At 29.1% G+C, this 21,649-nt stretch carries 22 protein-coding genes; all 22 read left to right on the forward strand.

Annotated elements, in window-relative coordinates; all coding sequences use genetic code 11:
- Positions 1 to 1,530 (forward strand): bifunctional phosphoribosylaminoimidazolecarboxamide formyltransferase/IMP cyclohydrolase, encoded by a 1,530-nt coding sequence (gene purH, locus ACMX2D_RS01805; protein ID WP_414970815.1) that lies wholly within the window; start codon positions 1 to 3, stop codon positions 1,528 to 1,530.
- A gap of 9 nt (positions 1,531 to 1,539) precedes the next feature.
- A complete protein-coding gene (purD, locus tag ACMX2D_RS01810) occupies positions 1,540 to 2,781 on the forward strand; it encodes a phosphoribosylamine--glycine ligase (protein WP_414972510.1) in 1,242 nt (413 codons plus the stop codon).
- Positions 2,782 to 2,914: 133 nt separating this feature from the next.
- Positions 2,915 to 3,199: a 30S ribosomal protein S6 gene (gene rpsF / locus ACMX2D_RS01815; protein ID WP_009447852.1), complete on the forward strand. Its 285-nt coding sequence runs from the start codon at positions 2,915 to 2,917 to the stop codon at positions 3,197 to 3,199.
- Positions 3,200 to 3,211: 12 nt separating this feature from the next.
- Positions 3,212 to 3,664: a single-stranded DNA-binding protein gene (locus ACMX2D_RS01820; protein WP_414970812.1), complete on the forward strand. Its 453-nt coding sequence runs from the start codon at positions 3,212 to 3,214 to the stop codon at positions 3,662 to 3,664.
- A 20-nt stretch (positions 3,665 to 3,684) separates the two neighbouring features.
- Positions 3,685 to 3,909 carry a 30S ribosomal protein S18 gene (rpsR, locus tag ACMX2D_RS01825; RefSeq protein WP_004833472.1) on the forward strand — a complete coding sequence of 75 codons (225 nt, stop codon included), beginning with the start codon at positions 3,685 to 3,687 and terminating at the stop codon, positions 3,907 to 3,909.
- Positions 3,910 to 3,980: 71 nt separating this feature from the next.
- The gene (locus tag ACMX2D_RS01830; RefSeq protein WP_009448341.1) at positions 3,981 to 4,400 is read left to right on the forward strand and encodes a hypothetical protein; all 420 of its coding nucleotides are present in this window, start codon (positions 3,981 to 3,983) and stop codon (positions 4,398 to 4,400) included.
- A 90-nt stretch (positions 4,401 to 4,490) separates the two neighbouring features.
- Entirely contained in the window at positions 4,491 to 4,718 is a 228-nt protein-coding gene (locus ACMX2D_RS01835) for a helix-turn-helix transcriptional regulator (protein ID WP_009448256.1), read from the forward strand.
- A gap of 136 nt (positions 4,719 to 4,854) precedes the next feature.
- A complete protein-coding gene (gene hflX, locus ACMX2D_RS01840) occupies positions 4,855 to 6,129 on the forward strand; it encodes a GTPase HflX (RefSeq protein WP_414972513.1) in 1,275 nt (424 codons plus the stop codon).
- The gene (locus ACMX2D_RS01845; protein WP_414970809.1) at positions 6,119 to 6,757 is read left to right on the forward strand and encodes a YigZ family protein; all 639 of its coding nucleotides are present in this window, start codon (positions 6,119 to 6,121) and stop codon (positions 6,755 to 6,757) included. The genes hflX and ACMX2D_RS01845 overlap by 11 nt, the downstream gene beginning before the upstream one ends.
- A 156-nt stretch (positions 6,758 to 6,913) precedes the next feature.
- Entirely contained in the window at positions 6,914 to 8,452 is a 1,539-nt protein-coding gene (locus tag ACMX2D_RS01850; protein ID WP_414972514.1) for an ABC transporter ATP-binding protein, read from the forward strand.
- A complete protein-coding gene (locus tag ACMX2D_RS01855) occupies positions 8,442 to 9,518 on the forward strand; it encodes an ABC transporter permease (protein WP_009448360.1) in 1,077 nt (358 codons plus the stop codon). The genes ACMX2D_RS01850 and ACMX2D_RS01855 overlap by 11 nt, the downstream gene beginning before the upstream one ends.
- Positions 9,518 to 10,453, forward strand: a complete 936-nt coding sequence (locus tag ACMX2D_RS01860; protein ID WP_009447907.1) for an ABC transporter permease — start codon at positions 9,518 to 9,520, stop codon at positions 10,451 to 10,453. The genes ACMX2D_RS01855 and ACMX2D_RS01860 overlap by 1 nt, the downstream gene beginning before the upstream one ends.
- A gap of 113 nt (positions 10,454 to 10,566) precedes the next feature.
- The gene (map, locus tag ACMX2D_RS01865) at positions 10,567 to 11,325 is read left to right on the forward strand and encodes a type I methionyl aminopeptidase (protein WP_414972516.1); all 759 of its coding nucleotides are present in this window, start codon (positions 10,567 to 10,569) and stop codon (positions 11,323 to 11,325) included.
- A gap of 127 nt (positions 11,326 to 11,452) precedes the next feature.
- Positions 11,453 to 12,478 carry a sugar-binding transcriptional regulator gene (locus ACMX2D_RS01870; RefSeq protein ID WP_009448435.1) on the forward strand — a complete coding sequence of 342 codons (1,026 nt, stop codon included), beginning with the start codon at positions 11,453 to 11,455 and terminating at the stop codon, positions 12,476 to 12,478.
- Between the two features lie 37 nt (positions 12,479 to 12,515).
- Positions 12,516 to 13,517, forward strand: coding sequence for a type I glyceraldehyde-3-phosphate dehydrogenase (gene gap, locus ACMX2D_RS01875; RefSeq protein WP_414972517.1), 1,002 nt, complete (start codon positions 12,516 to 12,518; stop codon positions 13,515 to 13,517).
- Between the two features lie 122 nt (positions 13,518 to 13,639).
- Positions 13,640 to 14,836, forward strand: a complete 1,197-nt coding sequence (locus tag ACMX2D_RS01880) for a phosphoglycerate kinase (protein WP_414972518.1) — start codon at positions 13,640 to 13,642, stop codon at positions 14,834 to 14,836.
- Between the two features lie 11 nt (positions 14,837 to 14,847).
- Entirely contained in the window at positions 14,848 to 15,597 is a 750-nt protein-coding gene (gene tpiA, locus ACMX2D_RS01885) for a triose-phosphate isomerase (RefSeq protein WP_414972519.1), read from the forward strand.
- 10 nt (positions 15,598 to 15,607) lie between these two features.
- Positions 15,608 to 16,897 carry a phosphopyruvate hydratase gene (gene eno, locus ACMX2D_RS01890; RefSeq protein WP_414972520.1) on the forward strand — a complete coding sequence of 430 codons (1,290 nt, stop codon included), beginning with the start codon at positions 15,608 to 15,610 and terminating at the stop codon, positions 16,895 to 16,897.
- A gap of 165 nt (positions 16,898 to 17,062) precedes the next feature.
- Positions 17,063 to 18,667 carry a Na/Pi cotransporter family protein gene (locus tag ACMX2D_RS01895; protein WP_414972521.1) on the forward strand — a complete coding sequence of 535 codons (1,605 nt, stop codon included), beginning with the start codon at positions 17,063 to 17,065 and terminating at the stop codon, positions 18,665 to 18,667.
- 159 nt (positions 18,668 to 18,826) lie between these two features.
- The gene (locus ACMX2D_RS01900; RefSeq protein WP_414972522.1) at positions 18,827 to 19,756 is read left to right on the forward strand and encodes an NAD(P)/FAD-dependent oxidoreductase; all 930 of its coding nucleotides are present in this window, start codon (positions 18,827 to 18,829) and stop codon (positions 19,754 to 19,756) included.
- Between the two features lie 52 nt (positions 19,757 to 19,808).
- The gene (locus tag ACMX2D_RS01905) at positions 19,809 to 21,095 is read left to right on the forward strand and encodes a glycine/sarcosine/betaine reductase component B subunit (RefSeq protein ID WP_414972523.1); all 1,287 of its coding nucleotides are present in this window, start codon (positions 19,809 to 19,811) and stop codon (positions 21,093 to 21,095) included.
- A 73-nt stretch (positions 21,096 to 21,168) separates the two neighbouring features.
- Positions 21,169 to 21,633, forward strand: a complete 465-nt coding sequence (gene grdA, locus ACMX2D_RS01910) for a glycine/sarcosine/betaine reductase complex selenoprotein A (protein WP_081446160.1) — start codon at positions 21,169 to 21,171, stop codon at positions 21,631 to 21,633.
- The last annotated feature ends 16 nt before the right edge of the window (positions 21,634 to 21,649 follow it).

A 21,649-nucleotide genomic window follows, 5' to 3' on the forward strand; every position in this document is an offset into this window, starting at 1 on the left:
ATGTCAAAAAGAGTGTTAATAAGTGTTTTTGAAAAAGAAAATATTGTTGAATTTGCAAGTGAACTTGTAAAATTAGGATGGGAAATTATTTCAACTGGAGGAACTTATAAAATTTTAAAAGAAAGTGGACTTAATGTTATTGAAGTTGATGAAGTAACTAATTTCAAGGAAATTTTAAATGGTCGTGTTAAGACTTTACATCCATTTATACATGGTGGAATTTTATATAAACGTAATGAACAAAGTCATGTTGAAACGGTTGATAATCTTGGTATTTCTTCAATAGATATGGTTGTAAACAATTTATATCCTTTTGAAAAAGTTTTAAATAGTGAAAATAAAACACATGAAGATTTAATTGAGAATATTGATATAGGTGGACCTTCAATGATTAGAGCTGCTGCTAAAAACTATAACGATGTATCTATTGTTGTTGATCCTAAAGATTATTCTGAGATTATTGAAAGATTGAAGGAAGATAAATTGGATAAAGATTTTAGATTGTATCTATCTTGTAAGGCTTTTAATTATACTGCATACTATGATGCTTTGATTTCATCTTATTTCAATGATTTATTGAATATTGATTTTCCAGAAAAATTAACAATGACTTATAAAAAAGTTAATGATTTGAGATATGGGGAAAACCCGCATCAAAATGCTTCTTTTTACGAAAAAGTATATGTTAAGGATGATGAAAAAGCTGATTTCAAGCAATTACATGGAAAAGAATTGTCATATAATAACTTAACTGATATGTACTCAGCTATTAAAATTGTTAAAGAATTTGATGAACCTTGTGTAGTTGCGGTCAAACATAACAATCCTTGTGGACTTGCAATTTCAGATAATATTGATGATGCTTACGATAAGGCTTATGCTTGTGATTCAGTTTCGATTTTTGGAGGAATTATTGCTTTAAATAGAGAAGTGACTAAATATATAGCAGAAAAGATTAATAGTTTTTTTGTAGAAATTGTAATTGCAAATAAATTTTCTAAAGAAGCTATAGAAATTTTAACTCAAAAGAAAAATATTAGATTAATTGAAGTAGGAAATATTTCAGATTTCAAACTTCCAAAAACAACAATAAAAGAAGTTTTAAATGGTATTGTTGTTCAAGACTATGATAATATTTTATTTAAAGAAGATTTAAAAGTTGTTACAAAGAGAAAACCAACTGAAGAAGAGTTAAAAAATTTAATTTTCGGTTTTAAAGCTTGTAAAACAGTTTCTTCAAACGGAATAGTAATAGTAAAAAATAATGCTACTATTGGAATAGGACAAGGAGAAGTTAGACGTTCTTGGGCAGTTGAAGAAGGATTGGAAAGATCAAAAGAAAATCTTAAAGATGCAGTTTTAGCATCAGATGCATTCTTCTTCGAAGATACTGTTGAATTATTAAAAGAGAATGGAATTAAAGCAGTAATTCAACCGGGGGGGTCTATAAAGGATGAGAACGTAATAAAATTATGTGATGAATACGGCATAGCAATGGTATTTACATCTACAAGGCATTTTAGACATTAGGAGGAAGTCATGAAAGTTTTAGTTATTGGTAATGGTGGAAGAGAAGATGCTATTTGTAAAAAAATATCTGAAAGTAATAAATGTACTGAACTCTTTTGTTCAAAAGGTAATGCAGGAACTCTTAGATATGCTAAAAATGTCGAATTAAATACAAATGAAGAAATTTTTGAATTTTCAAAGAATAATGATATTGATTTAGTAGTTGTAGGACCGGAAGCTCCGCTTTGTGAAGGTATTGTTGATTTGTTTAAAGGTAGTAATATAAGAGTTTTTGGAGCGGATAAAAAAAGTGCAAGACTTGAAGGTAGTAAAGATTTTGCAAAAGAATTTATGAAAAAATATGATGTTCCAACTGCAAAATATGAAACTATAAAATCGATAGAAGAAGGAAAAAAAGCTATTGAGAATTTTTCATATCCAATAGTTATAAAGGCTGATGGACTTTGTGCAGGAAAAGGTGTTAGAATTTGTAATACTAAAGACGAAGTTTTAGATTATTTCAAAGAACTTTTTGAAGATAAGATTTTTGGAAAAGAAGGAACCACAGTTGTTATTGAAGAATTTTTAAAAGGGAAAGAAGCTTCTTTACTTTGTTTTGTATCTAAAGGAAATTTAATTCCTATGGAAAGTGCAAGAGACTATAAGAGAATTTTTGATAATGATGAAGGTGAAAATACAGGGGGTGTAGGCTGTTATTCGCCAAGTGAGTTATTTAATGAAGAATTAAAATTAAAAATCGAAAAAACTTTAGAAAAAATTTCAAATGGATTAAAAAACGAGCATTTAGAATATTCAGGAATACTTTTTATTGGATTTATGATTGATGAAGATGCTAAAGTATTGGAATTTAATGTAAGATTTGGAGATCCTGAAACGGAAGTAGTTTTACCTAGAATGGAAAGTGATTTACTCTTAGCTATAGAAAAATCTTTAGATGGTAGTTTAAAAAGAGAAGATTTAAAATGGAAAAAAGAAAAATGTTTAACAGTTATTTTAACTTCCAGAGGTTATCCTAAAAAATATGAAAAAGGAAAAGAGATATCTGGAATAGATTTGGTTGACAAAGATATTTATGTTTATCATAATAATACTAAGGTAAATGGAAGTAAAATATTGACTGATGGAGGTAGAGTTTTATCAGTTACTGCGCTTGGTAACAGCTATGATGAAATCAGAGAAAAAGTTTATAAAAACATTGAAAAAATATCATTTGAAACAAAACAATATAGAAAAGATATCGGAAAAATGTAGCATTCTATAAATCTCTAAAAAATATATGTGATTTTTTAAGTAAAAACTTTACATATATTTTTTTTTGTGATATAATATATTGGTAAATCCTTGCTCGATAAAAAGAGCCAGAGACCATAAGGAGGTGAATGTAATGAGAAAATATGAAGGAGTTTTTATTTTCAAACCAAATTTAGAAGATGAAGTAAGAAACCAAGCATTTGATAGAATTAAAGCTGCTATTGAAGCTAATGGAACTATTACAGAAATTAACGAATGGGGAAATAGAAAACTTGCTTATGAAATTAACTACATTAGAGAAGGATATTATATTATAGTTAATTTTGAAGCTGCTGCTGAAGTAGTTGCTGAAGTAGAAAGAAGATCAAGAATATCTGATGCTGTCATTAGATATATGGTTGTTAAGCAAGAAGCTTAGTGGAGGAACTTTATGAATAGTGTAATTTTAATAGGTAGATTAATTAAGGATCCAGAATTAAGATATACTCAAACATCTAGTAGCAGTTATGCTAGATTTACCATTGCAGTAGATAAGGGAATGTCTAAAGAAAAAAAACAAGAATTAGAAGCTAAAGGTCAACAAACTGCTGATTTTATAAATATAGTAGTTTGGGGAAAACAAGCTGAAAATTGCCAAAAATATCTGCAAAAAGGTAGAAATGTAGCAATTCAAGGTAGACTTCAATCTGGAAGTTTTACTGCTCAAGATGGAACTAGAAGATTTGTTACAGAAGTTTGGGCTGAAAGAGTTCAGTTTATTGACTGGGGAGATAGAGTTCAAAAATCTGCTACAACACAAGGATTTGGTTCATTTGATACAGGTATGGATGATGGATTCGATTTACCTTTTCAAGATGCATCAGATGAAGAAATTCCATTTTAATTTTTAAAGGAGACAAAAATATGCAAAGAAAATTTAGACCAAGAAAAAAAGTTGTTGCATATTTCTCAGATAACAGTAAACCACTTGATTATAAAGATGTAAACACTCTAAAAAAATTTATTAGCGAAAGAGGTAAGATTTTACCAAGAAGAGTGACTGGTGCTACTGCTAAACAACAAAGAGAAATTACAGCAGCTATAAAAAAAGCTAGACAAGTTGCGCTATTACCATATAGTGCAGAATAATAGATATTAAGGGGAGATGAAGTCTCCCTTTTTTATTGTGATAATGGCACTTAATATTATTAGGAGAAGTTATGAATACGAAAAAAAGAAATTTATTTATTATTGCAGGACTATTATGGTTATTTGCAGGAATAATGGTTATGAAAGTTGGAATACCTTTTTTAGTTAGTGATGATAAAATGTTCATATTTGGATTATTGGGAGCAATAGCTATATTTTTAATATTTTACATAATGATATTTTCAAAATATGTACATAAGCACAAAAATAGGATTTTAAATGATAAAAGAGAACTAATGAAAATTTGGGAGTTTTTTGATAAAACAAGTTATATTTTGATGATCTCAATGATGACTTTTGGAATGGTATTAAGATTTAGTGGTTTGTTACCAAATTTTTTCTTTGAATTCTTCTATACAGGATTAGGATTTGCACTATCACTAAGCGGAATTTCATTTTTATTTTTAGCTTATAAATATATTGATATTTAAATCAATTGACTTTTAAAACTATTAATGATAAAATGAATGTATAATAAGACTTTAATTTGATAATATGCTTATTGAGAAAGAGGTGAGCTTATGAATAATAAATTATCCGTAAAGAATAATGTTGAAAAATTTAGAGTTGAAAAGGAATTTTCACAAAGGGAATTAGCTAATTTGATTGGAGTTTCAACTGATATTATCGTTTCAATAGAAAATGGAAGTTTAATTCCTGACATAAGACTTGCTCTTACCATATCTACTGCATTAAATAAAAAATTTGGAGAGGTTTTCTTCTTCAATATTGATTGTAAAATATTTTAACTAAAGTACACTCGCATGAGTGTATTTTTTATATAATAATAATTTTTAAAGTGTCTCTGATAAATAGCTTAGATTATATTTGTTTTTATATATTATTTTATGATACAATTAAACTAGTATAAATTAAGGAGTTTTTATGAATCAAAAAGTTATTACTGTTACTGTAAATATAGATATGAATGAAAAGACTTTAGAAGATAAAGTCATTGAACTTGAAAAATTAGTTGAGGCTTTGGACGGAGAAGTAGTTTTAAGTTTGACTCAAAATAAATCCTATATAGATAAGGCTTTTTATGTTGGAAAAGGAAAAGTAAATGAAATTAAAGATTATTGTGAAAAATTAGAGGCTGAATTTGTAGTTTTTAATAATGAATTAACAGGTTCTCAAGTAAAAAATCTTGAAGAAATTATAGGGATTAGAGTTATTGATAGAACTAATTTAATTTTAGATATTTTTAGTGAAAGAGCAAGAACAAAGGAAGCGAAGCTTCAAGTTAAACTTGCAAAATTAAAATATACTTTACCTAGATTATCTGCACTTAGAAGTGGCTTTTCAAGACAACAAGGTGGAATTGGTGGTAAGGGTATAGGCGAGCAACAAATAGAATTGGATAGAAGAACTATAAATAGAGAAATTTCAAGTATCACTTCGCAACTTAAAGAGATTGAGAAAAATAGAAATGAAATTAGAAAAAAGAGAATTAATTCAAAAGAGCCGATTATTTCTCTAGTAGGATATACAAATGCTGGAAAGTCAACTTTGATAAATAAGTTGATTTCATATGGTAAAGATGAAAATTCTGAAATTAAAGAAGTTTTTGTTAAGGATATGTTGTTTGCAACACTGGATACTTTTGTTAGAGAAGGTTCACTTTTAAATGGTTCAAAAGTAATGTATGTAGATACTGTAGGATTTGTTTCTGATATTCCACATAATTTAGTTGAAAGTTTTAAAGGCACGCTTGAAGAAATAAAATATTCGGATTTGATTTTGCATGTTGTTGATATTTCTAATGTTAATGTGGATGAACAAATAAAAATAACTAATGATATGATAAAAAAACTTGAATGTGAAGATAAAAATGTAATTTATGTTTTCAATAAAGTAGATAAATTAATAGATGAAAATATTAAATTGCAATACGCAAATATTGAAAACAAGGTATTTATAAGTGCAAAAAAAGAACAAGATATTGTTTTGCTTCTAAAAGAAATCGAGAAAAATTTGTTTTCATCATTAGTTAAAACAAGATTGTTGATTCCTTATGATAAGCAAAAAATTATGAGTAATATTTTAAATGTTTATACACCGGAGTTTGTTGAGCATGGGGAAAATGGTAGTTTTTTAGAAGTGTTTTTAAAAGCGGAAGACTATTCAATTTATAAAGGATATGAAGTAAATGGAAAATAACGAAACTTTTTTAAGTATTCATAGTAATCAATCATATAGTTTTATAGTAAATAAATCAGAATTTATCGGACATGCTTTTTATGTTGAAAGTGTTGATGAGGCAGAAAAGTATATTTCTGAAATAAGAGATAAATATAAAGATGCAACTCATAATTGTTTTGCATATATAATTGGAGTTGATAAGTTAATACAAAAATATTCTGATGATGGAGAACCATCAGGAACAGCAGGGATTCCAATGCTGGAAGTTTTAAGAAAAAAAGACCTAACTAATTGTTTGGTAATTTCTACAAGATATTTTGGTGGAATTTTACTTGGTGCAGGAGGTCTTGTTAGAGCATATACTAAATCCACTGTTGGGGCACTGGAAGAATCAATAATTGTAAAAAAAGAACTTTTTTATAATATAGACATAATTTTAGATTATGTTTTTTGGGGGAAAATTGAAAATATTTTAAAAAATTTCGGACTTGAAATTATAAATATTGAATACCTTGAACAAGTTAAAATCAATTTGTCGGTTAAAAAAGAAAATTTTAAAAGGTTAAAAAATATTATTACTAATGAAACATCGGACAATTGTATTATAAAGATTAATGGAGAAAGTTATGGCTCAGTTTTTATCTAATTATATATAAATATTTTACAAGTTGATTAAACAAGTGTTTGGTTATATATTATTTAATAAGATTTATATTATTATTCCTTGTATTAAAATAACTTTTATTGTATAATATCTAGTAATGATATAAAATTTGAATATTATTTTGAGGAGGGTTTTGACTTGTCTGATAACAAAACAAATGACAACATTGTAGTTATGAAAGGCATTACTAAAATTTTTGGCAAGAACAAAGTTTTAGATGAAGTTGATTTTGAATTAAAAAAAGGAGAGATTCATGCTCTTCTAGGAGAAAATGGTGCCGGTAAAACTACTTTAATGAATATTCTTTATGGCTTATATTCACCAAATTCTGGAGAAATTTATATTAAGTCAAACAAATATACCAATATGACACCGAAGATTGCAGTTGAAAATGGTATTGGAATGGTTCATCAGCATTTTATGCTTATAGAGCCTTTTACTGTTATCCAAAATATCGTTTTAGGAACAGAGGATACTAAAGGTTTGTTTATTGACCTTGAAAAATCACGTAAAAAAGTTCTTTCTATAATTGAAAAATATGGTTTTAATATAGATTTAGATTCTAAAATTCAGGATATTACAGTTGGTTCTCAACAAAAAGTTGAAATTTTAAAAGCTCTTTATAAAGGTGCTGAAATTATTATTTTTGATGAACCTACAGCTGTTCTTACACCACAAGAAATTGAGGAATTTATAAATATCTGTAATAATTTAAGAAATGAAGGAAAATCTATTATAATAATTACACATAAGTTGGACGAAATTAAAAAGATGGCAGATTATTGTACAATTATTCGTCGTGGAAAGTTTATCGATAAAGTTACTGTTTCTGAATCTTCACAAAAAGAACTTGCTGAAAAAATGGTTGGTAGAGAAGTTAGTTTCAGTGTAAATAAAAAAGAAACTGAAATAGGGGAAGTTGTCTTAGATGTTAAAGATATTAATGTTCTTAACAATAGAGATTTACCTGCTTTAAGTGGATTGAGTTTAAATGTAAGAAAAGGTGAAATTTTAGGAATAGCGGGGGTTGATGGAAATGGTCAATCAGAACTTATTGAAGTTATAACTGGTTTAAGAAAAGTAGAGTCTGGGAATATTTTTATTCTTGGAAAAGATATAACAAACAAATCTGTTTATGATATTATTGAAAGTGGAATTAGTACAATTCCTGAGGATAGACATAAACATGGCTTAGTATTAGATTTTTCTGTTTCTGAAAATATGATTTTAGAAAAAAGAGGTAAAGCTCCTTTTTCTAAAAAAGGAATTTTAAATTTTAAAGAAATTGAATCATATACTCAAAAAATGATTGATAAATTTGATATAAGACCGAATGATATTCATGCTACTGCAAGAGGATTATCTGGTGGTAATCAACAGAAAGTAATTTTAGCAAGGGAAATTGATAACAATCCCGACTTGTTAATAGCTGCACAACCTACAAGAGGTCTTGATGTTGGAGCTATTGAAATAATTCATAAATATATTGTAGAACAAAGAGATAAAGGTAAGGCTGTTCTATTAATTTCATTTGAATTGGATGAAGTTATGGACTTATCAGATAGAATCGCTGTTATCTACAAGGGAAAAATAGTTGGAGAAAGATTAGCAAAAGATGCCAACGAAAATGAATTAGGACTTATGATGGCTGGAGGTGTTATTAATAATGAACAGTAGAAAAAAGATATTAATGCTTTTATTTTCCGTATTGATTGGATTTGTTGTAGGATCTATTGTTATTATGATAGCCGGATTTAATCCTATTGAATATTATAAAATAATGATAGAAACAACTTTTTCAAGACCAAAATTTTTTGCTAGAACATTAGTAGATGCTGTACCTATAATAATTGGTAGTATAGGTGTTTCATTGGCATTTAAGACTGGTGCCTTTAATATCGGTGCAGAAGGTCAATTTATAATTGGTTCTTTAACAGCTGCATTCTTTGGTTACTTTTTGAAATTACCTCCGATTATTCATCCTATAGTATGTATTATATTAGCTGGTTTAGCAGGTATGGCTTGGGGTGGATTTGCTGGTTGGGTTAAATCAAAATTTGGAGTTCATGAAGTAATAACTACAATTATGTTGAATTGGATAGCATTATATTTTTCTAATTTAGTTGTAACTTTTGGAAAATTTTATAATGAAACAGGACAAACTTCAAATGATATTCAATCAACTGCAAGTATAAAAATGTTTCAAGGTTTAAAGAATTCTTCTATTCCGTTTATAAAAGATTTCTTTTCAGCTGATATAAATTTTGGAATTATATTAGCTATTATTTTAGCTTTTGCAGTTTATTATCTATTAAATAAAACTTCTAAAGGTTATGAATTAAAAGCTGTAGGCTTAAATCCAAATGCTGCAGAATTTGGTGGTATAAATGTTGGAAGCAATTTAGTTTTATCAATGGGGTTATCTGGAGCATTATGTGCCATAGCGGGAGCGGTTAAAGTACTTGGATTTGCGGGAAATGTTGCAAGATTGACTGTTGCTGAAGGTAATGGTTTTGATGCAATGTCAGTTGCTCTTTTAGCAAATAGTCATCCGATAGGATCAGTATTCTCAGGCTTCTTCTTTAGCGTTTTGAAAAGAGGGGGATTCAGGGTTCAACAATTATTAGGTGTTCCTTATGAAATTGTTCAAATTATTATAGGTATTATTGTTTTATTCATTTCAATGCCTTTAGTTATAAAAATTATATCAAGTAAATTTAAAAAAATTGGAGGTAAAAAGTAATGAGTTTATTAAAAATAGCTTTATTTATATCTGATACATTATTATTTGCAACTCCATTATTATTTACTGCTTTAGGTGGAATGTTTACAGAAAAAGCAGGTGTTACTAATATCGGTTTGGAAGGTATGATGACGATAGGGGCTTTTGCTGGAGCTGCGGTTGGATATTTCACAAAAAGTGCATTATTAGGATTTTTGGCAGGTGGAATTGCAGCATCATTAGTTGCTCTTATTCATGCTATTGTTAGTATAACATTTGGTGCAGATCAAGTAGTTTCGGGGATTGCTATAAACTTCATTGGTCCAGGAGTTGCATTATTTATTTGTTCACTTCTATTTGATGGAGCAAAGCAAACTATTCCTGTAGCTGAAGGTGAAGGAAAAATGCTAAAAATATTTGATAATTTAACAGGTGTTGACTTTATAGATAAAATATTAGGACAATATGTTACTACTTATATAGCTTTAGGATTGGTTGTATTAATATCAATATATTTATATAAGACAAAATTCGGCTTGAGATTAATCGCAGTTGGAGAACATCCAAAAGCTGCAGAAACATTAAATGTTAATGTTTATTTGTATAGATATTTTGCTGTAATAATTTCAGGTTTATTAGCAGGATTTGGTGGGGCAACTATGAGTTTGGCTACTGTTTCAAATTTTTCACAGTCACTTGTATCAGGACATGGATTTATAGCATTAGTTGCTGTTATTTTTGGAAAATGGAAACCATATGGTGTTTTAGGAGCATGCCTGTTTTTTGGTGCAGCTCAAGAATTGGCGATTTTATTGCCTGGATTAAATATTAATATTCCGGAGCCGATTTTACCAATGGTTCCATATATCAGTACATTATTGGTACTTATTTTCTTCGTTGGAAAGTCAAAAGGACCTTCTTCAGCGGGAGTTCCATATATAAAATTGGAAGATTAATTAAGAAAGGCATACTGTTCGGTATGTCTTTTTGTTGTAAAACAATGATGGATTTAGTAAATAAACTAATAAGAAATATTTAACTTTTTAATTTAAAAAATTGGGGGATAATTATGATAACAATAAAAAGCAAACAAGAAATAGAGGGAATGAAAAAGTCTGCTGAAATTCTATCAAAAATTCATATAGGTTTGAGAGATATAATAAAGCCAGGAATTACAACCTTAGAGATTGATAAATTTTGTCATGAATTTATGTTAAAACATGGAGCTAAGCCAAAACAAATAGGATATCACGGATATCCTTATGCAACTTGTACATCTGTTAATGACGTAATATGTCATGGGTTTCCAAGTAAACAAGTTTTGAGATCGGGAGATTTAGTTACTGTAGATATGGTTGTAGATTTAAATGGTTATTTATCAGATAGTGCATGGAGTTATGCAGTTGGAGAAGTGTCTGATGAAGTTAAAAATCTTATGGATGTTACAAAGGAGGCAATGTATAGAGGAATTGAAGCTGCTGTAATTGGTAATAGGATTGTTGATATAGGAAAAGCGATTCAAAGTTTTGTTGAGCCTAAAGGATATTCAATAGTTAGAGATTTTTGTGGACATGGAATAGGAGTAGAAATGCACGAGGATCCCCAAGTTCCTCATTATATTACTGCTACAAGAGGAGTTAGACTTGTTGAAGGTATGGTGATAACTGTTGAACCTATGATTAATACAGGTGATTGGAGATGTACTATTGATGATGATGGTTGGACAGCAAGAACGATTGATGGTGGTCTTTCTTGTCAATATGAACATACATTTGTTATTACAAAAAATGGTCCTTTAATTTTAACAGATCAATCATTGTATGAATAGTATGATAAATATTTAGTAATATATATAAAAATATTATTTATTATTGCATTTTTTAAAAAATAGGAGTATAATCATATTATAGATATTGTAAAATTAATGAAAAATATAATATAGGGACAAAAAATAAATGATGGGACAAAAAGATATAGATTATATAAAAAAGTTTGCTCCTGACTTAGTAGATAAATTTATTTTTAGATATAAAATTTTAGAATATATTTCACTAAACGCCCCTGTCGGGAGAAGAAATATATCAGCCTATTTAGGAGTTGGAGAACGTATAGTTAGAAATGAGCTGGATTTTTTTACTGATGAAAAAATTGTTGAAGTAATAAAATCAGGAACATTTATAACTAATCTTGGATTATCTATGCTAGAAGAACTTAGAGAAATAATTAATATTTTTAATGAAAATCAAGCTATTGCAGATGATTTAAGAAAAAAATTAGAAATAAAGAAAGTTATAATTTGTGATTCCTATGAGGATGAATTTCTTGGAAAAGAACAAATTGCTAAAGTTGCATCTGAATATTTCTTAAATATCATTTCTGAAAATGACGTTATTGGAATATCCGGAGGAACTACAGTTAAATCTTTTGTCGATATAATGAATGTAAAAAAATTCTTTAAAAATATTTCTGTTATTCCAGCTAGAGGAAGTCTAGGTAATGGATTGGAATATCAGTCAAATGTTGTGGCTAATAATTTATCAAAAAAGCTTGGTGCGAATTTTTTTGGAACTTTTTTACCAGATTATTTAGATGATTTAACATTTGATAGATTAAAGGATTTAGAAGAAGTAAAAACATTAATTGAGTATTTAAATAAAATAAATATATTAGTTTTTGGGATAGGAAGAGCTGATGCTATGGCAAAACGACGTTCTTTAACTGAAGATGAAATAAATATATTAAATGAAAAAAATGCGGTAAGCGAGGCGTTTGGAAATTACTTTGATATTGATGGAAATATAGTATATAGTTCAAATACTATAGGATTAGATATGGAACAATATTTAAAAATCAAAGAAGTAATTGCAATAGCAGGTTATGGAGAAAAGTATAAGGCGATAGTTTCTATTTGTAATATCAGAAAAGATATGACTTTAGTTACAGATAAAGAAACGGCTAAAAAGATTTTAAATATATTATAAGCGAAAGCTTTTTATAAAATTTTAAGGAGGAATCGAAATGAAAGTTGCGATTAACGGATTTGGAAGAATAGGAAGATTGGCATTTAGACTAATGCATGATTTAGAAGGAGTTGAAGTTGTAGCTATAAATGATTTAACAGATGTAAATATGTTAGCTCATTTGTTAAAATATGATTCAACTCAAGGAAGATTTGAAAAGGAAGTAATTGTAAAAGAAGGATGCTTTTCTATAGATGGAAAAGAAATTAAAGTTTTCTCAGATGCAGATCCTAAGAATTTACCTTGGAAAGAATTGGATATAGATGTAGTATTGGAATGTACAGGTTTCTTTGTTGCAAAGGAAAAAGCACAATTCCATATTGATGCCGGTGCTAAAAGAGTTATTATATCTGCTCCAGGAAAAGGCGATATGAAAACTGTAGTTTATGGTGTAAATCATGATATATTGGATGGAACAGAACAAATTTTATCAGGAGCATCATGTACAACTAACTGTTTAGCTCCAATGGCTAAGGTGTTACAAGATAAATTTGGTATTATTCAAGGTATTATGACTACTATTCATGCTTATACAGGAGATCAAAATACTTTAGATGCTCCACATAGAAAAGGTGATATGAGAAGAGCAAGATCAGCAGCAATAAATATAGTTCCTAATACAACAGGGGCAGCTAAAGCTATTGGACTTGTTATTCCTGAATTAAAAGGAAAATTAGATGGTTCTGCTCAAAGAGTACCTGTTGCTACAGGCTCATTGACTGAATTGGTAACAGTTTTAGAAAAACCTGTTACAGTTGAAGAAATTAATAATGCGATGAAAGAAGCATCAAGTGAGTCATTTGGATATACTGAAGATCCTATAGTTTCTACAGATGTAATCGGAATAAAATACGGTTCTTTATTTGATGCTACTCAAACTAGAATAGTTGAAGTTGACGGTAAACAATTAGTTAAAACAGTTGCATGGTATGATAATGAAATGTCTTATACTGCTAACCTAATTAGAACTTTCCAATATTTAGTTAATCTTTCAAAATAGTTTATAAATAAGAATTTCCAAAATTTAATTATTTTTGCATCCAATGATGCTTTGGAATCTTATTATTTCATAATAATATGAGGTGGAGATTTTCACCTCATATTGTATAGTAAGGAGTAATTATGAATAAAAAAGTTATTACTGATTTAGATGTAAACTCAAAAAGAGTTATTGTAAGAGTTGATTTTAACGTTCCAATGTCAAAAACAGAAGAAGGTAAAATTACTGATAATGCTAGGATAGTAGCAGCATTGCCAACTATTAAATATTTAATTGAAAACAATGCAAAAGTAATATTATTATCTCATTTGGGGAGACCAAAGGGAGAAGCTAAGAAAGAATTTTCATTAGCACCTGTAGCTAAAGAATTATCTAAACTTTTAAATAAAGATGTTAAATTTTTACAAAGTAATTTAGTAGTAGATGATAATGTAAAAACGGAAGTTTTAAAATTAAAAGATGGAGAAGTTGCTCTATTAGAAAATACAAGATTTAGAAACGAAGAAACAAAAAATATCGATGATTTTTCTAAAGAATTGGCTGAACTTGGTGATTTATATATTAATGATGCTTTTGGAACAAGCCATAGAGCACATTGTTCAAATGTTGGACTTTGCAAATTTTTACCATCAGCTGTGGGATTTTTAGTAGAAAAGGAAATTTCTATAATGGGAAAAGCTCTTTCTAATCCAGAAAGACCTTTTGTAGCAATTTTAGGAGGAGCAAAAGTATCTGATAAAATTACTGTAATTGAAAATTTAATTGAAAAAGTTGACAGTATAATAATCGGAGGAGGAATGGCATTTACATTCTTAAAATCTTTAGGTTATTCAGTAGGTAAAAGTTTATTGGAAGAAGATAAAGTTGATTTGGCAAAAGAGTTGATTGAAAAAGCAAAAAGTAAAAGTGTTAAGATATTATTACCAATAGATGTGGTTGTTAGTAAGGAATTTTCTAATGATTCTGAATTTAAAACAGTTAGTATTGATTCAATTGGAGACGATTATATGGGTCTTGATATTGGTGAAAAAACAGTTAAACTATTTTCAGATGAAATTTATAATGCAAAAACTGTTGTTTGGAATGGTCCTATGGGAGTTTTTGAAATGTCAAATTTTGCAAAGGGTACATTTGAAATTGCAAAGGCTATTGCAGAAACTGATGCAATTAGTATTATTGGTGGAGGAGATAGTGCATCCGCTGCAGAAAAATCCGGTTATAAAGATAAAATTACTCATATTTCAACCGGAGGGGGTGCATCTTTAGAATTTCTAGAAGGAAAGATTTTACCTGGAATTGATTCTATAGATAATAAATAGTTGGAGGTAATATGAGAAAACCTGTTATTATTGGAAATTGGAAGATGAATAAAGATTTGGAAGAAGCCAAAATTTTAGCAAAAGAAATTATATCAGAAAAGTTAGATAATAATGTTGAGAAAGTAGTATGTGTTCCTTTTGTTTATGTTACTGAAGTTAGAAAATTATTAGAAGGTACAGACGTAGGCTTAGGAGTTCAAAATATGTACTTTGAAACTAAAGGCGCATTTACAGGTGAAATTTCTCCTGTAATGTTGAAAAGTTGTGGAGTGTCATATGTAATATTAGGACATTCCGAAAGAAGAACTATTTTTAACGAAACTGATGAAATTATTAATAAAAAAGTAAAATCTGCATTACAATATAAATTAATTCCAATATTATGTTGTGGTGAAACTCTTGAAGAAAGAAATTCAGGAGTAGAAAAAGAAGTTGTTGAAAAACAGATAAGAAATACTTTAGAAGGTATTAGTGAATTTGATATTGAAAAAGTAATAATTGCTTATGAGCCTATATGGGCTATAGGAACAGGCTTAACTGCATCTTCTGATGATGCTGAAAATATGATTAAATTTATAAGAGAAATTTTATTTGACATTTATGGAAATTTATCTATGAATGTAAGAATTCAATATGGAGGCAGTGTTAAACCAAATAATGTAAAAGATTTAATGCAAAAAGATAATGTAGATGGAGCTTTAGTTGGTGGAGCTTGTTTAGAAAGTACAAGTTTTTGTGAACTAATAAATTATAATTTATAAGGAGAATATTATGAGCTTAATAGTTGAAATTTATGCAAGAGAAGTTTTAGATTCAAGAGGAAATCCTACTGTTGAAGTTGAGGTTACAACTGAGAATGGGATAGTAGGAAGTGCAATTGTTCCTTCGGGAGCATCAACAGGAGTACATGAAGCTGTTGAACTTAGAGATGGAGATAAAACAAGATATTTAGGCAAAGGAACTTTAAATGCAGTTAACAATGTTAATGAAATTATAGCTGAAGAATTGATTGGGTTTGATGTTTTTGATCAAGTTGGAGTTGATAGAGCTTTAATTCAAATTGATGGAACTGAAAATAAATCAAAATTAGGTGCAAATGCTATTTTAGGAGTTTCTATGGCAGTTGCAAGAGCGGCAGCTATTGAATCAGATACTCCTCTTTATGAATATATAGGTGGAGTTAATGCAAAAACTTTACCTGTTCCAATGATGAATATTTTAAATGGTGGAGAACATGCTGATAATAATGTTGATATTCAAGAATTCATGGTTATGCCTGCAGGAGCTTGCTCATTTAAAGAAGCTCTAAGAATGGGAACTGAAGTTTTTCATAATCTAAAATCTGTTTTGAAATCAAAGGGATATAATACAGCTGTTGGTGATGAAGGTGGATTTGCTCCTAATTTAAATTCTAATGAAGAAGCTTTAAAAACAATTATGGAAGCTATTGAAAAAGCAGGATATGTTGCAGGAAAAGATATATTTTTAGCTTTAGATGTGGCATCAAGTGAAATGTATGAAAATGGAAAATATAATTTTAAAGGAGAAGGAAAAATTTATTCTTCAGAAGAATTAGTAAATTATTATTGTGATTTGGTTGAAAAATATCCTATTATTTCTATCGAAGATGGATTATCAGAAGATGATTGGAATGGATGGAAACTTTTAACTGAAAAAATTGGAAATAAAGTACAATTAGTTGGTGATGATTTATTTGTTACTAATTATTCAAGATTAAATATGGGAATTGAAAAAGGAATTGCTAATTCAATTTTAATAAAATTAAATCAAATAGGAACAATAACTGAAACATTAAATGCAATAGAACTTGCTAAGACTCATGCTTATACTTGTGTAATTTCACATAGATCTGGAGAAACAGAAGATACTACTATCGCAGATTTAGCTGTTGCTGTAAATGCAGGACAAATAAAAACTGGTTCAGCATCTAGAACCGATAGAATTTGTAAATATAATCAACTATTGAGAATTGAAGATAGATTAGGGGAAAATTCTAAATTTTTGGGATTGTCTGCATTCTATAATATTGATAGAAAATAATAAACTTTATTTAGCTCATTATTTATATAAATGCTAGGATTATTTCATAAAATTATTTTAAATAAATAATAAATTTAATTGGTTTTATGGTATACTATTATTGATATGTTTATATAAAATATATGAGCTAATATTTTGATTATTTTTAACAATTATGGAGGAAATATGTCTATTTTCATTTCTGTTTTAGGAGGTTTAGGTTTGTTCTTGTATGGAATGAATCTAATGGGATCAGGACTACAAAAGTCTTGTGGTGAAAGATTAAAAGGAATAATTGCTGCAATAACTAAAAATAGAATTTATGCTGTTTTGGTTGGTATTTTTGTTACAATGATTATTCAATCAAGTTCAGCAACTACAATAATGACAATTGGTTTTGTAAATGCAGGGTTTATGACTTTAGCTCAATCTGTTGGAATAATAATAGGTGCAAATGTAGGGACAACTATTACTGCGCAAATTATTGCATTTGATATTGCAAAATATGCACCGTTGGTTATAGCCATAGGAGTTTTTCTATGGATGAGAGCTAAAAACGATAGAAAAAAAGATATATCTGAAATTTTAATTGGATTTGGTATTTTATTTTTAGGTATGTCCATTATGAGTAATGGTTTAGCACCACTTGCTCAAGAAGAATGGTTTAAAGAGATACTTATGAAATTGAATAATCCTTTTGTAGGAGTGTTAGCCGGTCTGATGTTAACTACAATATTACAATCTTCATCAGCTTCAATAGGTTTATTGGAAGCGTTAGGAATGCAGGGAGCAATAAATATAAATCAGGCATTTGGTATTCTATTTGGAGATAACATAGGAACAACTACAACCGCTATGATTTCAAGTATAGGAGCTAGCAAAAATGCTAAAAGGGCTGCGTTTATACATTTTCTATTTAACTTAATTGGAACTTTAATATTTATGACTGTATTAAGAATACCTGTTCAATATTTAGTGGAATATATCTCGCCAGGAAATGTTCAAAGACAGATTGCTAATGCTCATACATTTTTTAATATAATTAATGTTTTAATTCAATTGCCTTTTTCAAATTTTTTAGTTAAAATTTCTCAATTAGTTATTAAGGGTGATGATATAGTTGAAGAACGCTATTCTGAACATTTAGACAAGAGATTTTTTGAAACGCCAAGTATTGCAATTATTCAAGCGCAAAAAGAGGTTATAAGAATGGGCGAAATTGTAATTGAATCTCTTGAAAAAACTATAGAAGCATTTAAAACTAAGAGTAGTAAGAATATAGAGTTTGTTCTTAATAGGGAAAAGATGATAAATGGACTGGAAAAGGAAATTATTGATTATTTAGTTCCTTTGGCAGATAAAAATTTATCAGATGAAGAAAAGCATAAAGTATTTGTGATGATGTATTCAATAAATGATTATGAAAGAATTGGAGATCACTGTGAAAATATTATTGAGTTGATTCAGGAAATAAAAGATGAAAATTCAGTTTTCAGTAAGACTGCTTTTGATGAATATGATAAAATATCATCTGATGTAATGAAAATTGTTGTTGATACAACCAATGCATATAAAGATAATAATCTTGAATTAGCAAAAGATTGTATCAATATAGAAGAAGAAGTGGATATGCTGGAAGAAAATTATAGAAGAAATCATATGGATAGAATTAATAGAGGTATATGTGATACAAATTCAGGTGTAAAATTTTTGGATATATTATCTAACTTAGAAAGAATTGCTGACCATGGTGTAAACATTGCAAATTACACATTAGGGAAGGAATTGTAGAAGATTGTTAAAATTATATACAAATGCTTAAAGTTATAAAAAAGTTTTATTATGATTTTACCAAAAAATGCTTTACAATTGAGTAAACTTAATATATAATAATAAACGGGTGTGGTTTCATTACAGTTTATTATTTTATACTGTAATTGGAGGTAAATTATGTACGATTGTATAATAATCGGTGCAGGCCCTGCAGGGATTAGTGCTGGAATATATGCAGCAAGGGCTAGTATGAAGACTATAATAATAGAGAAAGGTACACCAGGTGGTTTAATTGCAAAGACTGATGAGATAGCAAATTATCCCGGAGCAGAAGATGTACCAACAGGACCAGAGTTAATTGAAAGAATGGTTAAACAAGCAAAATCTTTTGGAGCTGAATTTATTACTGATACTGTTATAAATGTTGATTTTTCGGGAACTAATAAAGTGGTTTATGGTGAAAATAAAACTTATGAAGGAAAATCAGTAATTATTGCTACTGGATCTAATCCAAGATTATTAAATGTTCCTGGAGAAAAGGAGTTTACAGGTAAAGGTATAGCTTATTGTGCAACTTGTGATGCACCATTTTTTCAAGATTTAGATATTTATGTTGTTGGTGCTGGAGAAGCAGCTGTTGAGGAAGCAATGTATCTTACAAAATTCGGAAGAACTGTTACTTTGTTGGTTAGAAAAGATAAATTATCTGTTGCTAAATCAATTGAAGAAAAAGCATTAAAATGTGAAAAATTAAATATCATGTGGAATGTTGAAGTTGAAAGTTTTGAGGGGACTGGTTTGTTGGGAGCTATGAACATAGTAAATAATAAAACTGGTGAAAAGACTAAAATTGTTCCTAGAGAAGGTGACATGATATTCGGTGTATTTATTTTTGTAGGTTACATTCCAGAAAGTACAATTTTCAGCGGAAAGATTGATACTGATAGAAATTATATTATATCAGATGAAACAATGAAAACTAGTGTTGAAGGTGTATTCGTCGCTGGCGATGTTAGAGTTAAAGAACTAAGACAAGTTGTTACAGCGGTTAATGATGGGGCGATAGCAGCAATTAATGCTAGAAAATATGTCGAGAGTTTAGAATAATTGAATTTAATTCCGAAAGGATTAAATATATAAATTTTAAGGAGGTGAGTATATGCGTCTAGAATTAGGAAAAATCTTAATTAACGATGTTAAATTTTGTTCAGAAACAAAAGTTGACAAAGATGTTTTATACATTAATAAAGAAGAGTTAATAGCTCATTTAATGGATGATGAACACTTAAAATCAGTAGACGTAGATCTTGCAAAACCAGGTGAAAGTGTAAGAATTACTCCAATTAAGGATGTTGTAGAACCAAGAGTAAAGGTTAACGGAGCAGGTGGAGTATTCCCTGGAATGATTTCAAAAGTTGATGTAGTTGGTTCAGGAAGAACTCATGTTCTTAAGGGAGCAGCAGTAATGACAGTTGGTAAAATAGTTGGTTTCCAAGAAGGTATTGTTGATATGCAAGGACCGGGGGCTGAATATACACCATTCTCAAAAACTAATAATATAGTATTGATTGTGGAACCAGCTGAAGGAGTTGCAACTCATGCTTATGAAAAGGCTGTTAGAATGGCTGGATTAAAGGCTGCTACTTATTTAGGATTAGCTGGAAAAGAAGTTGAACCGGATGAAGTAGAAGTATTTGAAACTAAACCATTATTTGAACAAGCTGAAGAATTAAAACATTTACCAAAAGTAGCTTATGTACAAATGTTACAATCACAAGGATTATTACATGATACATATGTTTACGGTGTAGATGCAAAACAAATAGTTCCAACAATATTATATCCAACAGAATTAATGGATGGAGCTATCTTAAGTGGTAACTGTGTATCTGCTTGTGATAAGAATACAACATATCATCACTTAAATAACCCTGTTGTTAGAGCAATGTATGAACAACATGGAAAAGAAATTAACTTTGTTGGTGTTATTATCACTAACGAAAATGTATATTTAGCAGATAAAGAAAGATCATCAAACTGGACTGCTAAATTATGTGAATTTTTAAATCTTGATGGAGCTATCGTATCTCAAGAAGGATTCGGTAACCCAGATACAGACTTAATAATGAACTGTAAGAAAATCGAAGGTAAAGGCGTTAAAACTGTTATTATTACTGATGAATATGCAGGAAGAGACGGTGCTAGCCAATCATTAGCTGATGCTGACGTAGCTGCAAATGCAGTAGTAACAGGTGGTAATGCTAACGAAACTATCGTATTACCTAAGATGGATAAAGTTATCGGAACTTTAGACTATGTTGACATTATTGCTGGTGGATTTGATGGATCATTAAGAGAAGATGGTTCAATCATGGTTGAATTACAAGCAATAACTGGAGCAACTAATGAATTAGGATTTAATAGATTATCAGCTACTGGCTATTAAAATTTATTAAATACACGGAATATTATATAAAATTAAACGAAAATAAAATATATAGAAAGGATGTGTTAGCGATATGGCACTTTTTACAGAAAATACAAAAGTAATCATAATCGGTGATAGAGATGGTATACCAGGACCAGCTATGGAAGAATGTGTCGCTACAACTCCTGCAGAAATAGTATTTTCAGCAACTGAATGTTTTGTCTGAACTGCAGCAGGAGCAATGGACTTAGAAAATCAAAGAAGGGTAAAAGAATTAGCAGAAAAATACGGTGCAGAAAATTGTTTAGTTCTTTTAGGAGCATCTGAAGCAGAATCAGCAGCATTAGCAGCTGAAACTGTAACTACAGGAGACCCTACTTTTGCAGGTCCATTAGCAGGAGTTCAGTTAGGACTTAAAGTATATCACGCAGTTGAACCTGAATTTAAAGCAGAAGTTGATGAATCAGTTTATGATGACCAAATTGGTATGATGGAAATGGTTCTTGACTGTGATGCTATCATTGAAGCTGTAAGTGAAATTAGAAATTCATTATAATTTGTAATTAAGAAAA

It is taken from the genome of Parvimonas oralis (genome assembly GCF_047608425.1).
Taxonomy (GTDB): Bacteria; Bacillota; Clostridia; order Tissierellales; family Peptoniphilaceae; genus Parvimonas.

Bases quoted from the DNA above. Each gene is read 5' to 3' on its own strand.
- purH (WP_414970815.1), top strand. From the start codon at position 1: ATGTCAAAAAGAGTGTTAATAAGTGTTTTTGAAAAAGAAAATATTGTT.
- purD (WP_414972510.1), top strand. From the start codon at position 1,540: ATGAAAGTTTTAGTTATTGGTAATGGTGGAAGAGAAGATGCTATTTGT.
- rpsF (WP_009447852.1), top strand. From the start codon at position 2,915: ATGAGAAAATATGAAGGAGTTTTTATTTTCAAACCAAATTTAGAAGAT.
- ACMX2D_RS01820 (WP_414970812.1), top strand. From the start codon at position 3,212: ATGAATAGTGTAATTTTAATAGGTAGATTAATTAAGGATCCAGAATTA.
- rpsR (WP_004833472.1), top strand. From the start codon at position 3,685: ATGCAAAGAAAATTTAGACCAAGAAAAAAAGTTGTTGCATATTTCTCA.
- ACMX2D_RS01830 (WP_009448341.1), top strand. From the start codon at position 3,981: ATGAATACGAAAAAAAGAAATTTATTTATTATTGCAGGACTATTATGG.
- ACMX2D_RS01835 (WP_009448256.1), top strand. From the start codon at position 4,491: ATGAATAATAAATTATCCGTAAAGAATAATGTTGAAAAATTTAGAGTT.
- hflX (WP_414972513.1), top strand. From the start codon at position 4,855: ATGAATCAAAAAGTTATTACTGTTACTGTAAATATAGATATGAATGAA.
- ACMX2D_RS01845 (WP_414970809.1), top strand. From the start codon at position 6,119: ATGGAAAATAACGAAACTTTTTTAAGTATTCATAGTAATCAATCATAT.
- ACMX2D_RS01855 (WP_009448360.1), top strand. From the start codon at position 8,442: ATGAACAGTAGAAAAAAGATATTAATGCTTTTATTTTCCGTATTGATT.
- ACMX2D_RS01860 (WP_009447907.1), top strand. From the start codon at position 9,518: ATGAGTTTATTAAAAATAGCTTTATTTATATCTGATACATTATTATTT.
- map (WP_414972516.1), top strand. From the start codon at position 10,567: ATGATAACAATAAAAAGCAAACAAGAAATAGAGGGAATGAAAAAGTCT.
- ACMX2D_RS01870 (WP_009448435.1), top strand. From the start codon at position 11,453: ATGATGGGACAAAAAGATATAGATTATATAAAAAAGTTTGCTCCTGAC.
- gap (WP_414972517.1), top strand. From the start codon at position 12,516: ATGAAAGTTGCGATTAACGGATTTGGAAGAATAGGAAGATTGGCATTT.
- ACMX2D_RS01880 (WP_414972518.1), top strand. From the start codon at position 13,640: ATGAATAAAAAAGTTATTACTGATTTAGATGTAAACTCAAAAAGAGTT.
- tpiA (WP_414972519.1), top strand. From the start codon at position 14,848: ATGAGAAAACCTGTTATTATTGGAAATTGGAAGATGAATAAAGATTTG.
- eno (WP_414972520.1), top strand. From the start codon at position 15,608: ATGAGCTTAATAGTTGAAATTTATGCAAGAGAAGTTTTAGATTCAAGA.
- ACMX2D_RS01895 (WP_414972521.1), top strand. From the start codon at position 17,063: ATGTCTATTTTCATTTCTGTTTTAGGAGGTTTAGGTTTGTTCTTGTAT.
- ACMX2D_RS01900 (WP_414972522.1), top strand. From the start codon at position 18,827: ATGTACGATTGTATAATAATCGGTGCAGGCCCTGCAGGGATTAGTGCT.
- ACMX2D_RS01905 (WP_414972523.1), top strand. From the start codon at position 19,809: ATGCGTCTAGAATTAGGAAAAATCTTAATTAACGATGTTAAATTTTGT.